Source organism: Paenirhizobium selenitireducens ATCC BAA-1503 (genome assembly GCF_900492185.1).
Lineage (GTDB): Bacteria > Pseudomonadota > Alphaproteobacteria > Rhizobiales > Rhizobiaceae > Allorhizobium > Allorhizobium selenitireducens_A.
Map to the genome: position 1 here is coordinate 671,502 of NZ_UEYP01000001.1, position 19,856 is coordinate 691,357.

The 19,856-nt window shown below is 64.1% G+C and carries 18 protein-coding genes; 14 read left to right on the top strand and 4 right to left on the bottom strand.

The genetic code is table 11. The features are described from left to right. Window positions 1-6 precede the first annotated feature (6 nt). Entirely contained in the window at window positions 7-1,086 is a 1,080-nt protein-coding gene (locus RHIZ70P_RS03260) for a LacI family DNA-binding transcriptional regulator (RefSeq protein WP_115668918.1), read from the bottom strand. 290 nt (window positions 1,087-1,376) lie between these two features. Here RHIZ70P_RS03260 and RHIZ70P_RS03265 point away from each other — a divergent pair, with 290 nt between their 5' ends. Both RHIZ70P_RS03265 and RHIZ70P_RS03270 read left to right on the top strand, forming a co-directional pair. Next, window positions 1,377-2,543, top strand: a complete 1,167-nt coding sequence (locus tag RHIZ70P_RS03265; protein ID WP_115669059.1) for a dihydrodipicolinate synthase family protein — start codon at window positions 1,377-1,379, stop codon at window positions 2,541-2,543. A 79-nt stretch (window positions 2,544-2,622) separates the two neighbouring features. Continuing rightward, window positions 2,623-3,423 (top strand): SDR family NAD(P)-dependent oxidoreductase, encoded by an 801-nt coding sequence (locus tag RHIZ70P_RS03270; protein WP_115668919.1) that lies wholly within the window; start codon window positions 2,623-2,625, stop codon window positions 3,421-3,423. Window positions 3,424-3,427: 4 nt separating this feature from the next. On the opposite strand, the gene RHIZ70P_RS03275 is transcribed toward RHIZ70P_RS03270, so the two are convergent. The 3 genes from RHIZ70P_RS03275 to RHIZ70P_RS03285 are packed head-to-tail and all read right to left on the bottom strand — an operon-like array spanning window position 3,428 to window position 6,788. Beyond that, window positions 3,428-4,645, bottom strand: coding sequence for an SAM-dependent methyltransferase (locus RHIZ70P_RS03275; RefSeq protein ID WP_115668920.1), 1,218 nt, complete (start codon window positions 4,643-4,645; stop codon window positions 3,428-3,430). Then, window positions 4,642-5,433: a DUF1365 domain-containing protein gene (locus tag RHIZ70P_RS03280; RefSeq protein ID WP_115668921.1), complete on the bottom strand. Its 792-nt coding sequence runs from the start codon at window positions 5,431-5,433 to the stop codon at window positions 4,642-4,644. Before RHIZ70P_RS03280 ends, RHIZ70P_RS03275 begins: the two co-directional genes overlap by 4 nt. Beyond that, a complete protein-coding gene (locus RHIZ70P_RS03285; RefSeq protein WP_115668922.1) occupies window positions 5,430-6,788 on the bottom strand; it encodes an NAD(P)/FAD-dependent oxidoreductase in 1,359 nt (452 codons plus the stop codon). The genes RHIZ70P_RS03280 and RHIZ70P_RS03285 overlap by 4 nt, the downstream gene beginning before the upstream one ends. Before the next feature lie 276 nt (window positions 6,789-7,064). Between RHIZ70P_RS03285 and RHIZ70P_RS03290 the strand changes: the two genes are divergently transcribed. From RHIZ70P_RS03290 to RHIZ70P_RS03345, 12 genes are all read left to right on the top strand, one after another. After that, window positions 7,065-7,589: a sigma-70 family RNA polymerase sigma factor gene (locus RHIZ70P_RS03290; protein ID WP_235842135.1), complete on the top strand. Its 525-nt coding sequence runs from the start codon at window positions 7,065-7,067 to the stop codon at window positions 7,587-7,589. After that, on the top strand, window positions 7,586-8,260 hold the full coding sequence (locus tag RHIZ70P_RS03295; RefSeq protein ID WP_115668923.1) for a ChrR family anti-sigma-E factor: 675 nt from the start codon (window positions 7,586-7,588) through the stop codon (window positions 8,258-8,260). The genes RHIZ70P_RS03290 and RHIZ70P_RS03295 overlap by 4 nt, the downstream gene beginning before the upstream one ends. A 43-nt stretch (window positions 8,261-8,303) precedes the next feature. Beyond that, a complete protein-coding gene (locus tag RHIZ70P_RS03300; protein WP_115669061.1) occupies window positions 8,304-8,705 on the top strand; it encodes a DUF2177 family protein in 402 nt (133 codons plus the stop codon). 44 nt (window positions 8,706-8,749) lie between these two features. Continuing rightward, on the top strand, window positions 8,750-9,760 hold the full coding sequence (locus RHIZ70P_RS03305; protein ID WP_115669062.1) for a ligase-associated DNA damage response exonuclease: 1,011 nt from the start codon (window positions 8,750-8,752) through the stop codon (window positions 9,758-9,760). Window positions 9,761-9,766: 6 nt separating this feature from the next. Beyond that, window positions 9,767-11,380: a cisplatin damage response ATP-dependent DNA ligase gene (locus RHIZ70P_RS03310; protein ID WP_115668924.1), complete on the top strand. Its 1,614-nt coding sequence runs from the start codon at window positions 9,767-9,769 to the stop codon at window positions 11,378-11,380. A gap of 150 nt (window positions 11,381-11,530) precedes the next feature. After that, window positions 11,531-12,745, top strand: a complete 1,215-nt coding sequence (locus RHIZ70P_RS03315; RefSeq protein WP_115668925.1) for an MHYT domain-containing protein — start codon at window positions 11,531-11,533, stop codon at window positions 12,743-12,745. A gap of 161 nt (window positions 12,746-12,906) precedes the next feature. Then, on the top strand, window positions 12,907-13,773 hold the full coding sequence (locus RHIZ70P_RS03320; protein WP_115668926.1) for an FAD binding domain-containing protein: 867 nt from the start codon (window positions 12,907-12,909) through the stop codon (window positions 13,771-13,773). 14 nt (window positions 13,774-13,787) lie between these two features. Beyond that, on the top strand, window positions 13,788-14,288 hold the full coding sequence (locus tag RHIZ70P_RS03325) for a (2Fe-2S)-binding protein (RefSeq protein WP_115668927.1): 501 nt from the start codon (window positions 13,788-13,790) through the stop codon (window positions 14,286-14,288). Further along, entirely contained in the window at window positions 14,285-16,705 is a 2,421-nt protein-coding gene (locus RHIZ70P_RS03330; RefSeq protein ID WP_115668928.1) for an aerobic carbon-monoxide dehydrogenase large subunit, read from the top strand. Before RHIZ70P_RS03325 ends, RHIZ70P_RS03330 begins: the two co-directional genes overlap by 4 nt. Before the next feature lie 222 nt (window positions 16,706-16,927). Then, the gene (locus RHIZ70P_RS03335; RefSeq protein WP_115668929.1) at window positions 16,928-17,806 is read left to right on the top strand and encodes an AAA family ATPase; all 879 of its coding nucleotides are present in this window, start codon (window positions 16,928-16,930) and stop codon (window positions 17,804-17,806) included. Beyond that, window positions 17,803-19,008, top strand: a complete 1,206-nt coding sequence (locus RHIZ70P_RS03340; RefSeq protein WP_115668930.1) for a vWA domain-containing protein — start codon at window positions 17,803-17,805, stop codon at window positions 19,006-19,008. The genes RHIZ70P_RS03335 and RHIZ70P_RS03340 overlap by 4 nt, the downstream gene beginning before the upstream one ends. Window positions 19,009-19,019: 11 nt before the next feature. Continuing rightward, entirely contained in the window at window positions 19,020-19,853 is an 834-nt protein-coding gene (locus RHIZ70P_RS03345; RefSeq protein WP_115668931.1) for an XdhC family protein, read from the top strand. Window positions 19,854-19,856: the final 3 nt, after the last annotated feature.

A 19,856-nucleotide genomic window follows, 5' to 3' on the forward strand; every position in this document is an offset into this window, starting at 1 on the left:
ATTTCCTCAAAGCGCGACGGTCGCCGCGCCCTGCATTGGCAATCCGCCGATATGCCCCTCTCCCAGGGCACCACTTGAGCCGCAGCTGCGGCGAACCACCAGATGCGCCGGGCTGATAACGGCCTCGGGCTCCACCTTTCCGGCATTGATCTGTTTCAGCAGCAGCTGCGCCGCGCGTCGGCCCATGCCCTGAGGGTCGATCGACACGGTCGTCAGGGCCGGCACGGCCGTCTTTGCCTCGATCACGTCGTCGAAGCCGACGACGGCGAAATCCGCACCCGGATCGAGCCGCACCTTGCGCAGGCCGTCGCATACTCCGAAGGCGACCGCGTCGTTGAAACACAGCGCCGCCGTGGGGCGATTGGCGAGAGCGAGGCAGCGCTCGATCGCCACCATGCCGCCGACCCGCGAAGGCGCGGACGCCATGACCAGATCGTCGCCGCAATCAAGACCGGCCGCACCCAGCGCCTCGCGATAGCCGCCGAGGCGCTCGGCGAAGACGGTCGTGTCCGGGAAACCACCCAGGAAAGCGATCCGCCGATGGCCAAGCGAAACCAGATGGTCGATCGCAGCCTTGGCGCCCGCGGCATTGTCCGACAGCAGCGAGGAGACCCGCGCGCCCGGCACGTTGCGCACCACAGCGACAACGGGAATGCCGGCCGCAGCCAAAGGTTTGAGGTCCGCGGCGGCCGTGCCGCGCGCCGGAGAGATGATCAGGCCGGATATGCCATGCTCGCGCATCGAGTTGACGACCTCGCGCTGGCGATCGGGATTTTCCGCCGAGTTGGCGAGGAACTGGACAAAGCCGGCGGACTGCACCGTCATGTCGATGCCGACGGCTAGCTCTGCGAAGAAGCTGTTGGTCAGGTCGTTGACGACCACGCCGATGATCTTCGACTTGGCGTTCGACTGGCGCAGATTGGCCGCGCCGCGATTATAAACGTAACCGAGCTCGCGGATCGCCGCGTTGACCCTGGCGCGCGTTCCCTCGTTGACCAGCGGGCTGCCCTGCAGGACGAGAGACACGGTCGACTTCGACACGCCGGCGGCGCGTGCGATGTCGATGACCGTCACCCTTTCTCCCATTTGCAGATCCTCCCGAATTTCAATCTGGATTGGACTCATAATTGGAACGATCCAAATCTGTCAAGCCAGCAAGGCGTTTTTCCTTCAATCGTGATCAACGGCGTTTTGCCTGAAACCCAAGTTGACCGTCATTGGGTTGTTTATGCTGTCTTATTCGCAATTCTTCGCCGGCGACACGACTGTTCTGCCGGATCAGACCTCGCTCAAACGAATCAAATTAATCAAGCCTCAAGTCTTGTTATTTGGAACGATCTAAATTATTGAGCGACCGAACCATGGAGGAGGAAGCCATGATCCAGACCATTACCCTGCCCAAGATGGACGGCACGATCGAGGACTATCGCCTGGTCGGCACGCCCACGGCACGGCCCGCAGCGCCGCCGCGCTTCAACCGCATCGCCTATGCCGCCGCGCACGTCGTCTCGGACCCGTTTCGCGACAGCGATCCCTGGGGCGCACCGGCGATCGACTGGGATCGGACCATGGCCTTCCGCCATCATCTCTGGAGCCTCGGCTTCAAGATCGCCGAAGCCATGGACACCGCGCAGCGGGGACTGGGGCTTGACTGGGCGGGCGCGCAGGAACTCATCCGCCGCTCGCTGGCCGAGGCGCGCCACGTTCCCGGAGCCGACCTTGCCTGCGGCGCCGGCACCGACCATCTCGCTCCATCCGACGCCCGCTCGCTCGACGATGTTATCCGTGCCTACGAGACGCAAATGGAGTTCGTCGAGGCCAATGGTGGCAGAGCCATCATGATGGCCAGCCGGGCTTTGGCGCGTGTGGCCAGATCTGCGGACGACTACCGCGCCGTCTATCGCCGCATCCTCCGCCAAGCGAAGGACAAGGTCATCCTGCACTGGCTCGGCAGCATGTTCGACCCGCAGCTCGCCGGCTACTGGGGCAGCGACAGCTTCGACGAGGCGCTTGATACCGTGATCTCGATCATCGACGAGAACCGCGACAAGGTCGAAGGCATCAAGATCTCGCTGCTCGACAATGCCAAGGAGATCGCGCTGCGCAAAAGGCTGCCCGAAGGGGTGCTGTGCTACACAGGCGACGACTTCAACTATGCCGACTTGATCGAGGACGGCCCGGACGGCTACAGCCACGCCCTGCTCGGCATCTTCGACGCGGTGGCGCCGCAAGCCTCGCATGCGCTCGCAGCGCTGGCGAAGGGCGATCGCGCGGAGTTCCGCAAGGTACTGGCGCCGACGGTTCCACTGTCGCGCAAGATCTTCGAGGCGCCGACGCAGTACTACAAGGCAGGCGTCGTCTTTCTCGCCTGGCTGAACGGCCACCAGGACCACTTCACCATGCCGGCCGGCATGCAGTCGGCCCGTGGCATCCTGCACTATTGCGACGTCTTCCGCCTCGCCGACCAGGCCAATGTGCTGGACCAGCCGGAACTGGCGCTGCTGCGCATGGAGAACTTCGTCGCCGTCAACGGCGGGCGTTGAACGCCGCGTCCTCGGATCTGAACCGATCGAAGCCGTTTGCCGTATCCCGAGGATAGGGCAAACGGTTCGAGAGGTTTTCATGGAAACGATCAGCACCACACGGCGAGCGGACGCGAGCCAAACAGCTCCGCGCCGCATTGCCTGGATCACCGGCGCCAGCTCCGGCATCGGTCGTGCTCTGGCGCTGCGTCTCGCCCGTGACGGCTGGACCATCGCTGTCAGCGCCCGCAGCGCCGACGAGCTCGCGTCGCTGGCCGCGGAGAGCGATGGGCGGATCGTCGCCTTCCCGCTCGACGTGACGGGCAAGGCAGCGATCGACCAAACCGTGCAAGCCATCGAGGATCGGCTCGGATCCATCGATCTCGCTGTGTTCGCCGCCGGCACCTATTTCCGCGATTATGCCGTGGATTTCGACAGCGCTCGCTTCCGCACGATGGTCGAGTTGAACCTGATCGGCACGGCGCAGTGCCTGGAAAAGATCATGCCGGCGATGATTGCCCGGCGGAGCGGCCAGATCGCCGTCGTGGCCTCGGTCTCAGGTTATGTCGGCCTGCCGGGTGCGGCGAGCTATGGCGCAACCAAGGCGGCACTCAACGTCATGTGCGAGGCGCTCTATCCCGAGCTGCGGTCGCATGGCGTGAAGCTGTCGATCGTCAACCCCGGTTTCGTCGACACGCCGCTGACCCGCAAGAACGATTTTCCCATGCCTTTCCTCATTTCAGCCGAGGAGGCAGCCGAAACGATCGCTGACGGTCTAGCGGCCGGCAAATACGAAATCGTCTTTCCGTGGAAGATGGCTGTCGCCATGAAACTGCTGCACATGCTTCCGGCGCGCCTGCGATTCGCATTGACGCGCCGGATGTTGAGGCCACAGGCCTGACCGTTCAGGACGGCTTGTCGAGGCGAAACTGCACGACATCGATGCGGCCGGTGCGGAAGCCGACCGCGCAATAATGCAGGTAGAACCGCCACAGCCTGTAGAACCGCCGGTCGAAGCCGAGTGTCTCGATCTTCGGCCAGTTGGCGACGAAGGCATGGTCCCAGGCCAGCAGCGTCCGATCATAATCCCCGCCAAAGGCCAGCGTGTGGCCGACCTCCAGCCCGGCCCGCCGTGCGCCGGCGTTGAAGGCCTCGACAGAGGGCAACATGCCGCCGGGGAAGATATAGGTCTGGATGAAGTCGGCATTGCGCCGATAGCTGTGAAAGCGGTCGTCGTGGATGGTGATCGACTGCACCATCGCACTCCCACCCGGCTTGAGGCGGTCACGCACCGCTTCGAAATAGACAGGCCAATTTTCCTCGCCGACCGCTTCGAACATCTCGATCGAGACGATCTTGTCGAATTCACCCCGGCAATGACGATAGTCCTCAAGGCGAATGTCGGCGCGTTCGGAAAAGCCGGCGCGCTCCAGCCGGTCGCGGGCGAACCTTGCCTGCTCGACGGAAAGCGTCAGGCCCGTCACGCGGCAACCGGTGGCACGGATGGCGTATTCGGCAAACCCGCCCCAACCGCAACCGATCTCCAGCACATGATCGTCCGGACCAATCCCGAGTTCCCTGACAATGCGCGCATACTTGGCCTCCTGGGCCTCGGCCAGGCTCTGCGCCGGGCGATCGTAGAGCGCGGACGAATAGGTCATCGTTCGATCGAGCCAGAGCGCGTAGAACGCATTGCCGAGGTCATAGTGGAACGAAATGTTTCGCCGGCTACCTTTCACCGAATTGCGCCGCAGCCGGTGCCGCATTCGGGCGATCCCGCCGATCAGCGAAGTGGGCGCCATCACCCGAGAAAAGGCGTTTTCATTGACGACCGCCAGTTCAAGCACCGCACCAATATCCGGGCTGTCGACATCGCCTTCGATGACAGCCTTGGCAAAACCGAGCGTGCCGCCGGTCACGATGCGCATCAGGGCGCGCGGGCGGCGCACGTTCAGCACGGCCTTCGGGCCTGGGGCTTGGCCCATCGCCACATGCTCGACGCCACCGTCGAACTGCAGGACAAGGCGCCCCTTTTCGATCCGGTCCGCGAAACGGCACAGTATTTTTTGCCAGAACGGACGGGCGGCTGTGAATGTCGAACTTTCCTGCTCGGCGTGGCTCATGGCTTTTCCATTCCATTGTTCAACACGATCGTACTGGCTATCGGCTCGGATGCCGCCACGTGGCGATGGACCGGTATGCGCTTCAGCCAGAGACGCAGGGCCTCCCAGTGGATACCTGCGAGGACCTTCAGCGTCATCAGGGGATAGGACAGCAACATGGCCGCAAGCGCCCGGTCGGACACGGCGCGCCGCTTTCCGGCAAAGGAGGCAAAGAGCAGCGGGCCCTCGCCATCGGTCTCGCTGATGTTGACCGAGACCTGCGGGCCTGGCGGCTGGATGCGAAAATTATAGGTGCAGTCCATCGGCATGAACGGCGAGACATACATCTCCTTGGCGCAGGCATGCTTCACCGCGCCCGGATCGCCACCCACCGGGATGACGTAGGTGTGCCGCTCCTTGAAGGTATTGCATACCTCGTAGAGGATGGCCGCCGCCGAACCATCCACCCTGTTGCAGAAATAGACGGTCAGCGGATTGAAGACGAAACCCAGGATGCGCGGGTAGCACAGCATGAGGATCTTCATGTCCGGTTGATACACGCCGGCGCGCTTGAGATGGCTCTCGGCCCAGGCCTTCAGCCCTCCGACGGTTCCGTCGCCATGATCCGTGTCGCGCAACGAAAACACAGCCCGGCGATTGTGCCCGAACAGGGAGAGGTTCCGGTCGAGATCCGGCAATTCGTCGAGATCGATCAGCAAAGAGAACACGCTGTAGCGCAGCGTGTGCTTCTTCGGTCGGTGCCGCACATGCAGCACATGTCCCGTATAGATTGCGGAGAGATAGCTCATTCGGCTGCCTCAAGCTGACGGACATGGTCGATGCGGGCGGATTCGTTTTCGACCGTCCAGGGGCGCTTCACGCCGCCGAGCGCCTCCGCCACGGCGAGGCCGGCCTGAAGCCCGTCCTCGTGGAATCCGCTGCCGAAATAGGCACCGCAAAACCAGGTATGCCTGTTGCCTTGAATCTGCCAGAGACGACGCTGGGCCGCAATGGCCTTCAGATCGAAGAGCGGATGCGCATAGTCGATCACCTTGATCACATGCCGGGGATCGATTGTGCGGCTCGGATTGAGGGTGACGAACAAGGGCCGGGCCGGATCGAGGGACTGAAGCCGGTTCATCCAATAGGTGACGCACAAGGCCTTGCCGTCCTCGTCGCCACGATCGGCGATGTAGTTCCAGCTCGACCAGACCTGCCGGCGCTTCGGCATCAGGGCTGGATCGGAATGCAGCACGGCGACGTTGGGCGTGTACTGAAAAGCACCAAGCGTCTCGCGCTCGACCTTATCGGCGTCGCCCAGAATGGCCAAAGCCTGATCGGCATGAGTGGCGATCACCACGTCGTGGAAACGCTCGACATGGCCTTCCCCATCGGTCAGTTCGACACCGAGCGCGTCACGGTGGATCTTCCGCACGGATCGGCCGAGGCGGAGTTCGCCGGCGAAATCGGCAAGCAGACGCTTCACATATTCGCGGCTGCCGCCGGCCACGGTTCGCCAGCGCGGTCGATCATCGAGCGACAGAAGGCCGTGATTGGCAAAGAAGCGGATAAAGGCATGCAGCGGGTAAAGCCGCATTTCGCCGGCCGTCGTCGACCAGATCGCAGCGCCCATCGGCAACAGATGATCCTCGATGAAGGAGTCGCCATAACGGCTCGACGCCAGGTACTCACCAAGGCTGACATCGGCCAGGTCGGGACGCTGGAGCAGCCCAGGAGCCTCCTTGTAGAATCGCAGCACATCCGAGACCATCGACCAGAAGCGGGGCCGCAGAAGATTGGTCTTCTGGCCGATCAGCCCCTTGAGGCCGGACCCGGAATATTCGAATGCACCGCCATCGAGCGAGGCGGAAAACGACATGTCGGAGGCGAGCGTCGGGACCTTCAGATGATCGAAAAGCGCGACAAGATTGGGATAGTTGCGATCATTGTAAACGATGAATCCCGTATCGACCGGCACGTCGCCTGTCGCTGATGGCGCGAGCTCCGTGTTCGAATGCCCCCCCGGGCGGCGCTCCGACTCATAGAGTACGACATCGGCATTTCGGCCAAGCAGCCAGGCGGCGGAGAGGCCGGAAATCCCTGAACCGACCACTGCGATCCTGCGTCTGCCCGAAAACGTCGTCTTGCCGAAGCCCGTATCCATCGAATCTTCCTCTTTCGCTGTATCGTCAGGCCACACTACGCAGCGGACCCGCATCCGGATCGATGGCGAACGAAAAATCGAAGGACGGTGATCCGGGTCGAAGGACTGCCCGTAATCGACGTCATGACAACAGCATTTTTCATATCGGCGGACGCGGGTCGCAATGCTATGAGAGGAATAGCGGGGCAGAACAAAGCCGCGCACCTCAGCCATGGGAAAAGATCCGCATTGACGCGCGTAACCGACGACGAGACATCACAGCAGTCACTTACGCAAATGCTGGCAGCTGTCGGGCAGAGCAAGGACATTGAGGCTTTCGAGGCGCTGTTCCGCCATTATGGGCCGCGGGTGCGCGCCTATATGGCCAAGCTCGCCCGCGACAACCAGGCCGCGGAAGAACTGATGCAGGAAACCATGCTTGCCGTATGGAACAAGGCGCATCAATTCGACCCGGCGCGCGGCAGCGTGTCGAGCTGGATCTTCACGATCGCCAGAAACCTCAGGACCGACGCCTATCGCAAGGAGAAGCGGCCGACCTTCGACCCGACTGACCCGGCCTTCGTTCCCGACGACGTGCCCCCCGCCGATGTCGAATTTGAAGGTCGGCAGCAAGCCGACCGGCTACACCGCGCCATGGAGACGCTGCCGAGCGAGCAGCTTGAATTGCTCAAACTCGCTTTTTTCAACGAGGCCTCGCACAGCACGATCGCCGCCAAGCTCGGCCTTCCCATGGGAACGGTCAAATCGCGCATCCGTCTCGCCTTCGCCAAACTCCGCGCCGCGCTGGAGGATCACACATGAGCATTCAGCACCATATCAGCGACGAACTCCTCCTGGGTTATGCGTCAGGCACGCTCGCCGAAGGCTGGAGCATCGCCGTTGCCACCCATCTTGCCCTTTGCCCGTCGTGCCGTCGCCGGCTCGACTTCATGGAGCATGCCGGCGGTGAAATGCTGGAGATGGCGTGCACCGATGTCGCAGACGACACGAGCTGGGCGGCGATGAAGGCACGGCTTGGCCAAGACAAGGCATCGACCGCGACGGCCGCGGCGCGGACACCGGCAAAGCCGGCGACGGCCGCGGGCGACGTGGTCATCCCGGAACCCCTGCGCTCCTATCTCGGCGGCGATCTCGCCGACCTGAAATGGAAAGCGCTCGGGCGGGGCGCCTATCATATTCGCATCCCGACAGGCGACCGCGAAACGAGCGTGCGACTCCTCAGGATTCCCGCCGGCAAGCCCGTGCCCGAACATTCGCATGGCGGGCGGGAACTGACGCTGGTGTTGAAAGGCAGCTTTCAGGATGGCGATGCGCTGTTTAAGCGCGGCGACCTGGAGGAAGCGGACGAAAGCCTGCAGCATCAGCCGGTGGCGACACCGGACGAGGATTGCATCTGCCTGGCCGTCACCGACGCGCCGCTGAAATTCCGCAGCTACCTGATGCGGCTGGTGCAGCCTGTGCTCGGCATCTGAGACAGCCGCGCCTGCGAACGCAACGACCCTGGATCGGATCATGATGACCTATGCCATCGCCTATGTCGCCACCGCCGTCGTGTTTTTCGGGCTCGACTACGTCTGGCTGTCTCGTATCGCCATCGGCTTCTATCGCCGCCATATCGGCGACCTTCTGCTGGCGACACCCAATTTCGCGGCAGCCGGGCTGTTCTACCTCTTCTACGTCGCCGGCATCGTCTATTTCGCCGTGATGCCTGCCGTCTCCGGCGGCGGCTGGCTGACGGCAGTGGCAGGCGGTGCGCTGCTCGGCCTGATCGCCTATGGCACCTATGACATGACCAATCTCGCGACACTCAAGGACTGGTCGATCACGGTCAGCATCGTCGACATGGCCTGGGGCAGTTTCCTGACCGCCGCTGCCGCCACAGCCGGTTACCTCGCCGTCACGCGCCTGGCTTCATGACGCCTCTGGTAGGGGCACGCGATCGCCCTATCTGAGGTCTCATGATCAAGCCCGAAACCCTGCTTCATCCGACCCAAGCGGGCCTCTATTGCCCGGCAGGCGACTTCTACGTCGATCCGATAAGGCCGGTGGAGCGGGCGCTGATCACTCACGGGCATTCCGACCATGCCCGTCCGGGGCACGGCAAGGTTCTGGCGACACGGCAGACCCTCGACATCATGCGCATTCGCTGCGGCGCGGAGTTCTGCGGCAGCGAGCAGGCGATCGATTTCGGCGAGCGCCTCGTCCTCAACGGTGTCGGTATCAGCTTCCATCCGGCCGGACATGTGCTCGGATCAGCGCAGGTCGCCGTCGAGAAGGACGGCATGAGGATCGTCGTGTCCGGTGACTACAAGCGAAGCACCGATCCGACCTGCGCGCCCTTCGAACCGGTGGCCTGCGATGTGTTCATCACCGAGGCGACCTTCGGGCTGCCGGTGTTTCACCATCCAGACCCCACCGACGAGATCGCCAGGCTGCTGACCTCGCTTGGCCAGTTTCCGCAACGCAGCCATCTGGTTGGTGCCTATGCGCTCGGCAAGGCGCAACGGGTCATCTCGCTGTTGCGCCGCTCCGGCTATGACCGGCCGATCTACATTCATGGAGCGCTGTCGAAGCTCTGCGCCTACTACGAGAGCCAGGGTATCGATCTCGGCGATCTGCGGCCCGCGACCGACGATGAACAGGATGCGCAAGGCTTTCGCGGCGCCGTGATTGTCGGCCCCCCTTCCGCGTTCAACGATCGCTGGGCGCGGCGCTTTGCCGATCCGCTTTCGGTGTTCGCCTCGGGCTGGATGATGGTGCGCCAGCGGGCCAAGCAACGGGGCGTGGAACTGCCGCTGGTGATCTCCGACCATTGCGACTGGCCGGAACTGACGGCGACGATCACGGAACTCAAACCCGGGCAGGTGTGGGTGACCCATGGCCGGGAGGAGGCTCTGGTCAGATGGTGCGAACTCCAGGGGATAGCGGCGCGACCGCTGCATCTGGTGGGCTACGAGGATGAGGGGGACTGACGCGCGATGAAGGCCTTCTCCGACCTGCTCGACCGCCTGGTTCTGACGCCGAGCCGCAACGGCAAGCTCACCCTGCTCGTCGACTATTTTCGCGCAACCCCCGATCCGGATCGCGGCTATGCGCTGGCGGCGCTGGCCGGCACGCTGGACATCGGCGCGGTCAAGCCGGCCGTGCTGCGCGAACTGGTGCTCGAGCGGATGGACGAGGTGCTGTTTCGCTATTCCTATGACTATGTCGGCGATCTCGCGGAAACGATTGCGCTCGTCTGGGACGGAGAGAAAGACAAGCCGGAGAGTGGCGCCGAGGAGCCGCGGCTATCGGACGTGGTCGAGAAGATACGGTCGCTCGGGCGAACCGAAATCCGCAACGCGGTGCGCGATCTGCTCGACCGGCTCGACAGTTCGGGCCGCTTCGCCTTTCTCAAGCTCGTCACCGGCGGCCTGCGGATCGGGGTCTCCGCCCGGCTTGCCAAGCAGGCGCTGGCGATGTTCGGGAACAAGGACATCACCGAGATCGAGACGCTCTGGCATGGCCTTTCGCCTCCCTACGGGACCCTGTTTGCCTGGCTGGAAGGCGGAGCGGACAAGCCGGCGCTTGCCAGTCCGGCAATCTTCCATTCGGTCATGCTGTCGACCCCGGTTGGCGAGGGCGATCTGGAGAACCTCGACCCGGCCAGTTTTGCGGCGGAATGGAAATGGGACGGCATTCGCGTCCAGCTGTCGCGCTCCGGCAGCCGCACGCGGCTCTATTCGCGCTCTGGCGACGACATTTCCCATTCCTTCCCCGATATCGTCGAGGCGGCGGATTTCGAGGGCGTGATCGATGGTGAACTTCTGGTCGGCGGAACGCTGCGTTCCAACGAACCCACCCGCACCTTCTCCGACCTGCAGCAGCGCCTGAACCGCAAGACGGTGTCTGCGAAGATGCTGGGGGAATACCCGGCCTTCCTGCGCGCCTATGACATTCTCTTCCAGGGAGAGGACGACGTGCGCTCCGAGACCTTCGTCCAGCGTCGCGAGCGACTGGCCGAGCTGATCGACGCCAGCCAGCCGACCCGTTTCGATCTCTCGCCGCTGGTGCCGTTTTCCAGCTGGGACGAGCTTGAGCGCCTGCGCATCGATCCGCCCGATCCGGTGATCGAGGGCGTGATGATCAAGCGGCTGGACAGCGTCTACCAGGCGGGGCGCGCCAAGGGACCATGGTTCAAATGGAAGCGCGAGCCGTTCAACGCCGATGCGGTGCTGATTTATGCGCAACGCGGGCACGGCAAGCGGTCCAGCTATTATTCCGATTTCACCTTCGGGGTCTGGACCAAGGGGGAGAGCGGCGACGTGCTGGTACCGGTCGGCAAGGCCTATTTCGGCTTCACCGATGCTGAGCTGGAAATTCTCGATCGCTATGTGCGCAACAATACCGTCGATCGCTTCGGACCGGTCAGGGCGCTCAGGGCCGAGCCCGATCACGGCTTCGTCGTCGAGGTTGCCTTCGAGGGCATTGCCCGTTCGCCCCGTCACAAATCGGGCGTCGCCATGCGCTTCCCGCGCATCGCCCGGCTCCGCCAGGACAAGTTGCCCCGCGATGCCGATCGGCTCGACACGCTTCTTGCCATGATCGACTGAGACGAACAGATGAGCCTGTTCGCTGCGATGCGTCTTTAGCCTGTATGACAAGCATGGCGCGCACGCTCGGCTTGCCAATCTCGCCACCGCAGTTGTACCTTCCCGGCAGGAGGCGGTTGCCGGCGGAGGAACGCGGCAGCCAAAGAGTTGATGTTCGCAGGACACGATCCATTTCTCGTGGCGCTTTCGGTCGCCGTCGCGATCCTGGGCGGCTATACGGGCTTCGGGATTGCGGGCCGCATCCGCACGGCACCGCGCGCCAATCCGCGCCTGCTTTTGACCGGTGCCGCGGCCTTTCTGGCGATCGGCATCTGGACCATGCACTTCGTCGGCATGCTGGCGGCACCGATCCCGACGGACGCAAGCTATCTCGTCCTGCCGACCGTCATCTCCTTCCTGTTGTGCGCCCTGGTGGTCGGCATATCGCTGTTCTTCGTCAGTATCGGCACGCCGTCCAGGATACGCGTTGGCGCTTCGGCCCTGCTGCTCGGGCTCGGCATCGCCTCGATGCACTATGTCGGCATCCACGGGCTCTCCGGGAATTTTGCCATCGAACACGACTACGCCATGCTCGTGCTGTCGCTGGTTATTGCGGTTGCCGCGGCCTATGGAGGCTTGAAGATCTATCTTGCCCGCCAGAGTGGCCTGCTCCTGGCACTGAGCGCCATGGCCTTCGGCATCGCGGTCTCCGGCATGCACTATACCGCGATGTACGGCATGCATTTCGTGCCCGCAGCCACGGGCCATCAGCATGAGTTCGGCGGGCTGGTCGCGTCGCCACAATTGTTGTCGCTCGTGGTGGCGCTCCTCTGTTTCGTCATCGCCGCCGGCTTCCTGCTGTTCCTTGTTCCGGAACAGCGGCAGCGATCGGCCACGCCCGATTACGACGAAGCCGATATCGGCACCGTCGATCCGCTGGCCGGCCTCGAAGACCGCCCGTCACCCCGCGCCGATCAACCCGCCTTACGCGCCCAGCCGCTCGGCGGCATCGGCCAGCCCAGGACAATGCCCGTCAGCCGCGTGCCGGTTTCGAGTGCCGACGGCACGCTCCTCATCGACATCTCGGAAATCCGCAGCATAAGGGCCGACGCGCATTACACACTGATCCATGACGGGCAGCGCGAGCGCATGTGTCCCTGGTCGATTTCCGAGGCCGAGGCCCGGCTCGACCCGGCTCTGTTCACCCGCGTCCACCGCAGCCACATCATCGCGCTGCCGCATGTCAGCTTCCTGCGCAAGGAAGGCGACGGCGCCATCATCGAGCTCGACGGAGCCGTACCGCACGTGGTTCCGGTCAGCCGGGCGAAGATCGCCGAGGTCAAGGCACGGCTCGGACTGGTCCGCCGCGCGGCCATGCGTCAGTAAGTCAGAACGCCTGACGCAGTTCGTGCGGCAATTGCCGCAATTCGTGCGAAACAGCGAGCTTCGTGACGGGATCAGAGCCCGCCGCTTGCGCATCATCAAAAGCGCGAACACCCTTCCTCCATCGTTCGTGTCGACGCCCGACCGGCGAATGGGAGGAAACCATGATACCAGGCGAATTCGAATACCATCGGCCAGCAACGCTCGCCGATGCTGTGAAACTATTGTCCGAGCTCGGCGAGGAGGCCCGGCCGCTCGCCGGCGGCCACAGCCTGATCCCGATGATGAAGTTGCGCTTCGCGACGCCCGAACATCTGATCGATCTTGGCGGCATCGGCCAGTTGAAGGGCATCTGTCGCGACGGCAATGCGCTCGTCATCGGTGCGATGACCACGCAGCACGACATCATCCATTCCGCCGACATCGCCGTGCATCTGCCGATCCTGAAAGAGACGGCGCTGATGATCGCCGATCCGCAGGTTCGCTATGTCGGCACGCTGGGCGGCAATGTCGCCAACGGCGATCCCGGCAACGACATGCCGGCGGTGATGATGGCGCTCGGTGCGAGCTATCGCCTGGAAGGGCCGGACGGGACCCGCGACGTGGCCGCCACAGATTTCTACCAGGGCGCCTATTTCACCGCGCTCGAACCCGGGGAAATCCTCACCGCCATCTCCATCCCGGTTCAGCCGACGGGCCACGGCTATGCCTATGAGAAGCTGAAGCGCAAGGTTGGCGACTATGCCACGGCGGCTGCCGCCGTCACCCTCACCATGGCGGGCGGCAAGGTCGCTGCCTGCTCGATCGCGCTCACCAACCTCTCCGAGACGCCTTTGCTGGCAGACGCTGCGGCGCAAGCCGTGATCGGAACGAGCCTGGATGACGCCGCGCTGAAGGCGGCGGCAGCGGCAGCCCGCGCAGTGATGAGCCCGGCGGCCGATGCGCGCGGCACCAGCGAATATCGCACCCATGTCGGCGGCATCATGGTCATGCGGGCGCTCACGCGCGCCGCGTCCCGTGCAGCGGCCTGAGGAGGAAAAAGACTATGGCGAAGACCCATGTGAAGATGGTGGTGAACGGAGCGGAGGTCGAAGGCCTCGTCGAACCCCGCACTCTCCTCATCCATTTTATCCGCGAACAGCTGCTGTTGACCGGCGCGCATATCGGCTGCGAGACCACCCATTGCGGTGCCTGCACCGTCGACATCGACGGGCGTTCGGTGAAGAGCTGCACCATGTTCGCCGTGCAGGCGAACGGCACCGAGATCCTGACGATCGAGGGCATTGCCAATGACGACGGCACGCTTTCGGCGCTTCAGGAAGGCTTCCGGCAGATGCACGGCCTGCAATGCGGGTTCTGCACCCCGGGCATGATCGTGCGGGCGCACCGTCTGCTGCAGGAAAACCCCAACCCGACCGAGGAGGAGATCCGCTACGGCATCGCCGGCAATCTCTGTCGCTGCACCGGCTACCAGAACATCGTCAAGGCGATCCAGTACGCCGCCGCCAAGATCAACGGCACCGATTTCCAGGAGGCAGCAGAATGAACGACATGACTCCCACGCGGGAACAGAGAGAAGCCCGCCTCGAAGGCATGGGTTGCAAGCGCAAGCGCGTCGAGGACATTCGCTTCACCCAGGGCAAGGGCAATTACGTCGACGACGTGAAGCTGCCGGGCATGCTGCACGGCGATTTCGTCCGCTCGCCGCACGCCCATGCGCGCATCAAGTCGATCAATACGGAGAAGGCGCTGAAGGTGCCCGGCGTGCTTGCGGTCCTGACCGCCGAAACGCTGAAGACCGTCAACCTCGCCTGGATGCCGACGCTCGCCGGCGACGTGCAGATGGTGCTGGCCGACGGCAAGGTGCTGTTCCAGAACCAGGAGGTCGCCTTCGTCGTGGCCACCGACCGCTATGCGGCGGATGACGGCATCGGCGCAGTCGAGGTCGAGTACGAGGCGCTGCCTCCCCTCATCGATCCCTTCACCGCCATGGATGCCGATGCACCCATGCTGCGCGAGGATCTCGCCGGCAAGACGGAAGGGGCGCACGGCCCCCGCAAGCACCACAACCACATCTTCGAATGGACGGTCGGCGACCGGGAACTGACGGACCTCGCCTTCGACAAGGCGGACGTGACGATCAAGGAGATGATCTCCTATCACCGCACCCATCCGTCGCCGCTCGAAACCTGCCAATGCGTGTGCTCGTTCGACAAGATCAAGGGCGAGCTGACCATCTGGGGCACGTTCCAGGCGCCGCACGTCATCCGCACGGTCGTGGCGCTGATCTCCAAGATCCCCGAGCACAAGATCCACGTGATCGCGCCGGACATCGGCGGTGGCTTCGGCAACAAGGTCGGCGCCTATCCGGGTTATATCTGTGCGGCGGTCGCCACCATCGTCACCGGCAAGCCGGTGAAATGGGTCGAGGACCGGATGGAGAACCTGACCACTACGTCCTTTGCCCGCGACTATCACATGACGACGGAAATCGCCGCGACGAAAGAGGGCAAGGTGACGGGGCTGCGCGTCCACGTGCTCGCCGACCATGGCGCCTTCGACGCCTGCGCCGACCCGTCCAAGTGGCCGGCCGGTTTCATGAACATCGTCACCGGGTCCTACGACTTCCCCGTTGCGCATCTGGCGGTCGACGGCGTGTATACCAACAAGGCGCCGGGCGGCGTCGCCTACCGCTGTTCTTTCCGCGTCACCGAGGCCGCCTATTGCATCGAGCGCGGCATGGACATCCTCGCCCAGAAGCTCGGCATGGATCCGGCAGAACTGCGGCTGAAGAACTTCATCAAGGCCGAGCAGTTTCCCTATCACTCGGCGCTCGGCTGGGAATATGATTCGGGCGACTATCACACCGCCATGAAGAAGGGCATGGAGACCATCGACTATGCGGGTCTCCGGCGCGAGCAGGCGGAGAAGCGCGAAGCCTTCAAGCGCGGCGAAACCCGCGAGATCATGGGCGTCGGCGTATCCTTCTTCACCGAAATCGTCGGTGCGGGACCGTCGAAGAACTGCGACATCCTCGGCATCGCCATGTTCGACAGTTGCGAGATCCGCCTGCATCCGACCGGCTCGGGCATTGCCCGCGTCGGCACCAAGAGCCAGGGCCAGGGCCACGAGACGACCTGGGCGCAAATCATCGCCACCGAGATCGGCATCCCGGCCGACGACATCATGGTCGAGGAAGGCAATACCGACACGGCGCCCTATGGTCTGGGCACCTATGGCTCGCGCTCGACGCCGGTCGCGGGCGCCGCGATCGCGCTGGCCGCCCGCAAGATCCGCGCCAAGGCGCAGATGATCGCGGCTTACCTGCTGGAAGTGCACGAAGGCGACCTCGAATGGGACGTCGACGGCTTTAGGGTGAAGGGCCTGCCGGAAAAGTTCAAGTCGATGAAGGATATCTGCTGGGCGGCATACAACTCCGTGCCCCCGGGCATGGAGCCGGGCCTCGAGGCGGTCAGCTATTACGATCCGCCGAACATGACCTATCCCTTCGGCGCCTATTTCTGCGTCATGGACATCGACGTCGATACCGGGGTCTACAAGATCCGCCGCTTCTACGCGCTGGACGATTGTGGCACCCGCATCAATCCGATGATCATCGAGGGCCAGGTGCATGGCGGGCTGACTGAAGCTTTCGCAATCGCGATGGGACAGGAGATCCGCTACGACGCCACCGGCAACGTGCTCGGCGGCTCGTTCATGGACTTCTTCATCCCGACCGCGGTCGAGACGCCGCATTGGGAGACCGACCACACCGTCACCCCCTCGCCGCACCATCCGATCGGCGCCAAGGGCGTCGGCGAAAGCCCGAATGTCGGCGGCGTACCGGCCTTCTCCAACGCCGTCAACGACGCCTTCTCCTTCCTCGGGTCGACGCATATCCAGATGCCCCACGACTTCTGGCGCAACTGGGAAGCAGCGAAGCGGCTCGGCGTGACGGGCTGAGGGAGGCGACGAGGAAAGGCCCTCTCTGGCCTGCCGGCCATCTCCCCCACAAGGGGGGAGAAGACCGAGCCGAAAGCGCTCGCTTTTATCCGCCGAGGTTTCGGCTGGGTTAAGCCCTCCCCCTTGTGGGGAGGGTTGGGAGGGGAGTGTCTTCCCGTCCTGTGGGGCAAGCCGGCAGTCAGGCCGTGCGTTCTGTGACCATCGAAAGAAGCGATTCGAACCATGAGCAAGCTCAACCGCGATGAAATCGCATCAGGACTTTCCAAGGTCGGCTACGTCGCAGACGGCGAGCTGGCGACGGCGATTTCGCTCATGGCCTTTCTCAAGCGGCCCCTGCTCCTCGAGGGCGAGGCCGGTGTCGGCAAGACGGCAGTGGCGGCTGCCCTTGCCGACCTCTACGACACCAGGCTGATCCGGCTACAATGCTATGAGGGGCTCGACCAGTCGGCGGCGCTCTACGAATGGAACTATCAGCGGCAATTGCTGGCGATCCAGGCGCATCAGGGTCGCGGCGCGGTCGAGATCGAGGACGAGATCTTTTCGGAGAAGTACCTGCTGGAACGGCCGCTGCTGGCGGCGATCCGGCAGCCAAAAGCGCCGGTGCTGCTGATCGACGAGGTGGACCGGGCCGACGAGGAGTTCGAGGCCTTCCTTCTGGAGGTTCTGTCCGAATTCCAGGTCTCCATTCCCGAACTCGGCACGATCCCCGCGACCACCATCCCGCATGTGGTGCTGACCTCGAACGGAACGCGCGAGCTTTCCGATGCGCTGCGTCGCCGCTGCCTCTACCATTATGTCGACTTTCCGGACCCGGATCGCGAGGCGCGCATCATCATGGCGCATCTCTCCGGCATCGGCGCCTCGCTGGCGCTGCAGATCGCCCGGATGGTCGAGGCGATCCGCAAGGAGGACCTGCGCAAGGTTCCGGGCGTCGCCGAAACGCTCGACTGGGCGACCGCACTGGTGGGTCTTAAACTGCGCGACCTGCACGACGATCCGGAGGCCTTGCACGACACGCTGCTTTGCCTGCTGAAGACCCGCGAGGACAGGACGCGGATCAGCCGCGAGGTCACCGAACGTCTGCTCGGGAGGGTGGCATGAGCTGTTGCGGCCAGCCGATGGACCAGGACGAGATGGACGCCGTCTCCGGACTGGTGTCGGAGAAGCTCGCAGCCTTTCTCAAGACGCTGCGGGACAATGCCTTTGCCGTCGGGCTCTCCGAGGGCAAGGATGCGGCCGCGCTGATGGCGGCCGGCTATGCGTCGAAGCCATCGCTGATGCGCCAGGCCTTCAAGCAGCTGTTCTGCGCCCGCAAGAGCGAATGGCAGCGGTTCGACGGACTGTTTGACGCCTTCTGGCTGGCCAAACGGGTGCGCGGACGCTCCGCCGTGTCCGGATCGCCGGCGCCGTCCCCCAATCCCGCGCTCAAGAGCCTGCAGGACCCACAGGCATCGCAGCGCGGCAACGAGGCAACCGACCAGGTTCCCTCCTCCGGCGAAGACGGCGCCGACCAGTCCGGCGAAGGCCGGATGGAAGGCGCCTCGGTGATCGAGAACATTGCCAAGAGCGATTTCCGCAAGCTGTCCAACCCGGAAGAAATCGAGCGCGCCCATGCGGTCGCCGCCCAACTGGCGCGCGCCATGCAGGCGCGCCTGACGCGGCGCGATCTGGCCCGCAGACACGGCTATCGCATCGACCTGCGCCGCACGATCCACCGCAATATCGGACATGGCGGCGTTCCGGTGTCGCTGGTGATGCGCGAGCGGCGCGAAAAGCCGCTCAGGCTCGTGCTGCTGCTCGACGCATCCGGATCGATGAGCATGTATACCGGCGTCTTCCTGCGCTTCATCCATGGCGTTCTCGACAATTTCCGCGAGGCCGAGGCCTTCCTGTTCCACACCCATCTCGCGCATGTCTCCGATGCGATGAAGGAGCGCGACCCGGCGCGTGCGCTCGACCGGCTTTCGATGATGGCGCAGGGGTCCGGAGGCGGGACGCGGATCGGCGACTGCCTTGCCACGTTCAACCGCCACCACGCCGCCCGCGTCATCCATTCGCGCACCTGTGTGATGATCGTGTCCGACGGCTACGAGACCGGCGATGCGGCAAAGCTCGGCGCGGAGATGGCGACGCTCGGCCGGCGCTGCCGACGCATCGTCTGGCTCAATCCGATGATGGGCTGGGACGGCTATGCGCCGGAGGCCGCCGGCATCAAGGCGGCGCTACCGCATGTCGATCTTCATGCGCCGGCCCATTCGCTGGAGAGCCTTGCGGCGCTCGAACCCTATCTGGCCAGATTGTGAAGGAGGCGAGCATGACGATGCATGTCGATGTGATGGACCTCATGGCGAAACTCAAATCGTCGGAAGAGGCCTTCGTGCTGGCCACCGTGGTCAGGACGGTCTCCGTGACGGCGGCGAAGGCCGGGGCAAAGGCGATCATCCGGCCGGACGGAACGATCGCCGCCGGCTGGATCGGCGGTGGCTGCGCCCGCGGGGCGGTGCTGCGGGCCGCAACCCAGTCGCTGCGAGACGGGAAGGCGCGGCTCGTCTCGATCCAGCCCGGCGACCTGCTCGCCGATCTTGGGGTGAAGCCCGGCGAGGCGCGTGGCGGCGTGCAGTTCGCCCGCAACATGTGCCCGAGCCAGGGCACTATGGACGTATTCGTCGAGCCAGTGCTGCCGCGCCCGTCTCTCATCGTGTTCGGGGCAAGCCCGGTGGCCCTTGCGCTCGCGGCGCAGGCCCGCCCGCTCGGCTTCAACGTGACGCTGGCGGCCCCTGCGGACGATCTGGGCGAGGCGCCGGACGTGGACCATCTGATCGATGGTTTTGCCATCGAGCCCGAGACCAAGGGCGAGCGCTACCTTGTCGTCTCGACGCAAGGACGGGGCGACGAGGCGGCGCTCAAGGCCGCCGTCGCGGCCAGGGCCGACTATATCGGCTTCGTCGGCAGCCATCGGAAGATGGCGGCATTGAAACAAGAACTCACGGAGGTCGGCATCGAGCCGGCCGCCCTCGATCGGGTAAAGGGGCCCGCCGGGCTCGATATCGGCGCGATTACCCCGGAGGAAATCGCGCTTTCGGTACTCGCGGAAATCATTTCGATCCGCCGTCGCGGCCAGCGCGGCGAAACGGCACAACAGGCTTAAGGG

What these genes read in the sequence shown, in the direction of transcription:
- RHIZ70P_RS03285 (WP_115668922.1), bottom strand. Translation starts at nt 6,788, where the DNA reads ATGGATACGGGCTTCGGCAAGACGACGTTTTCGGGCAGACGCAGGATC.
- RHIZ70P_RS03310 (WP_115668924.1), top strand. Translation starts at nt 9,767, where the DNA reads ATGAAGGCCTTCTCCGACCTGCTCGACCGCCTGGTTCTGACGCCGAGC.
- RHIZ70P_RS03275 (WP_115668920.1), bottom strand. Translation starts at nt 4,645, where the DNA reads ATGAGCCACGCCGAGCAGGAAAGTTCGACATTCACAGCCGCCCGTCCG.
- RHIZ70P_RS03345 (WP_115668931.1), top strand. Translation starts at nt 19,020, where the DNA reads ATGACGATGCATGTCGATGTGATGGACCTCATGGCGAAACTCAAATCG.
- RHIZ70P_RS03280 (WP_115668921.1), bottom strand. Translation starts at nt 5,433, where the DNA reads ATGAGCTATCTCTCCGCAATCTATACGGGACATGTGCTGCATGTGCGG.
- RHIZ70P_RS03340 (WP_115668930.1), top strand. Translation starts at nt 17,803, where the DNA reads ATGAGCTGTTGCGGCCAGCCGATGGACCAGGACGAGATGGACGCCGTC.
- RHIZ70P_RS03270 (WP_115668919.1), top strand. Translation starts at nt 2,623, where the DNA reads ATGGAAACGATCAGCACCACACGGCGAGCGGACGCGAGCCAAACAGCT.
- RHIZ70P_RS03320 (WP_115668926.1), top strand. Translation starts at nt 12,907, where the DNA reads ATGATACCAGGCGAATTCGAATACCATCGGCCAGCAACGCTCGCCGAT.
- RHIZ70P_RS03300 (WP_115669061.1), top strand. Translation starts at nt 8,304, where the DNA reads ATGACCTATGCCATCGCCTATGTCGCCACCGCCGTCGTGTTTTTCGGG.
- RHIZ70P_RS03265 (WP_115669059.1), top strand. Translation starts at nt 1,377, where the DNA reads ATGATCCAGACCATTACCCTGCCCAAGATGGACGGCACGATCGAGGAC.
- RHIZ70P_RS03315 (WP_115668925.1), top strand. Translation starts at nt 11,531, where the DNA reads ATGTTCGCAGGACACGATCCATTTCTCGTGGCGCTTTCGGTCGCCGTC.
- RHIZ70P_RS03290 (WP_235842135.1), top strand. Translation starts at nt 7,065, where the DNA reads ATGCTGGCAGCTGTCGGGCAGAGCAAGGACATTGAGGCTTTCGAGGCG.
- RHIZ70P_RS03295 (WP_115668923.1), top strand. Translation starts at nt 7,586, where the DNA reads ATGAGCATTCAGCACCATATCAGCGACGAACTCCTCCTGGGTTATGCG.
- RHIZ70P_RS03335 (WP_115668929.1), top strand. Translation starts at nt 16,928, where the DNA reads ATGAGCAAGCTCAACCGCGATGAAATCGCATCAGGACTTTCCAAGGTC.
- RHIZ70P_RS03260 (WP_115668918.1), bottom strand. Translation starts at nt 1,086, where the DNA reads ATGGGAGAAAGGGTGACGGTCATCGACATCGCACGCGCCGCCGGCGTG.
- RHIZ70P_RS03330 (WP_115668928.1), top strand. Translation starts at nt 14,285, where the DNA reads ATGAACGACATGACTCCCACGCGGGAACAGAGAGAAGCCCGCCTCGAA.
- RHIZ70P_RS03325 (WP_115668927.1), top strand. Translation starts at nt 13,788, where the DNA reads ATGGCGAAGACCCATGTGAAGATGGTGGTGAACGGAGCGGAGGTCGAA.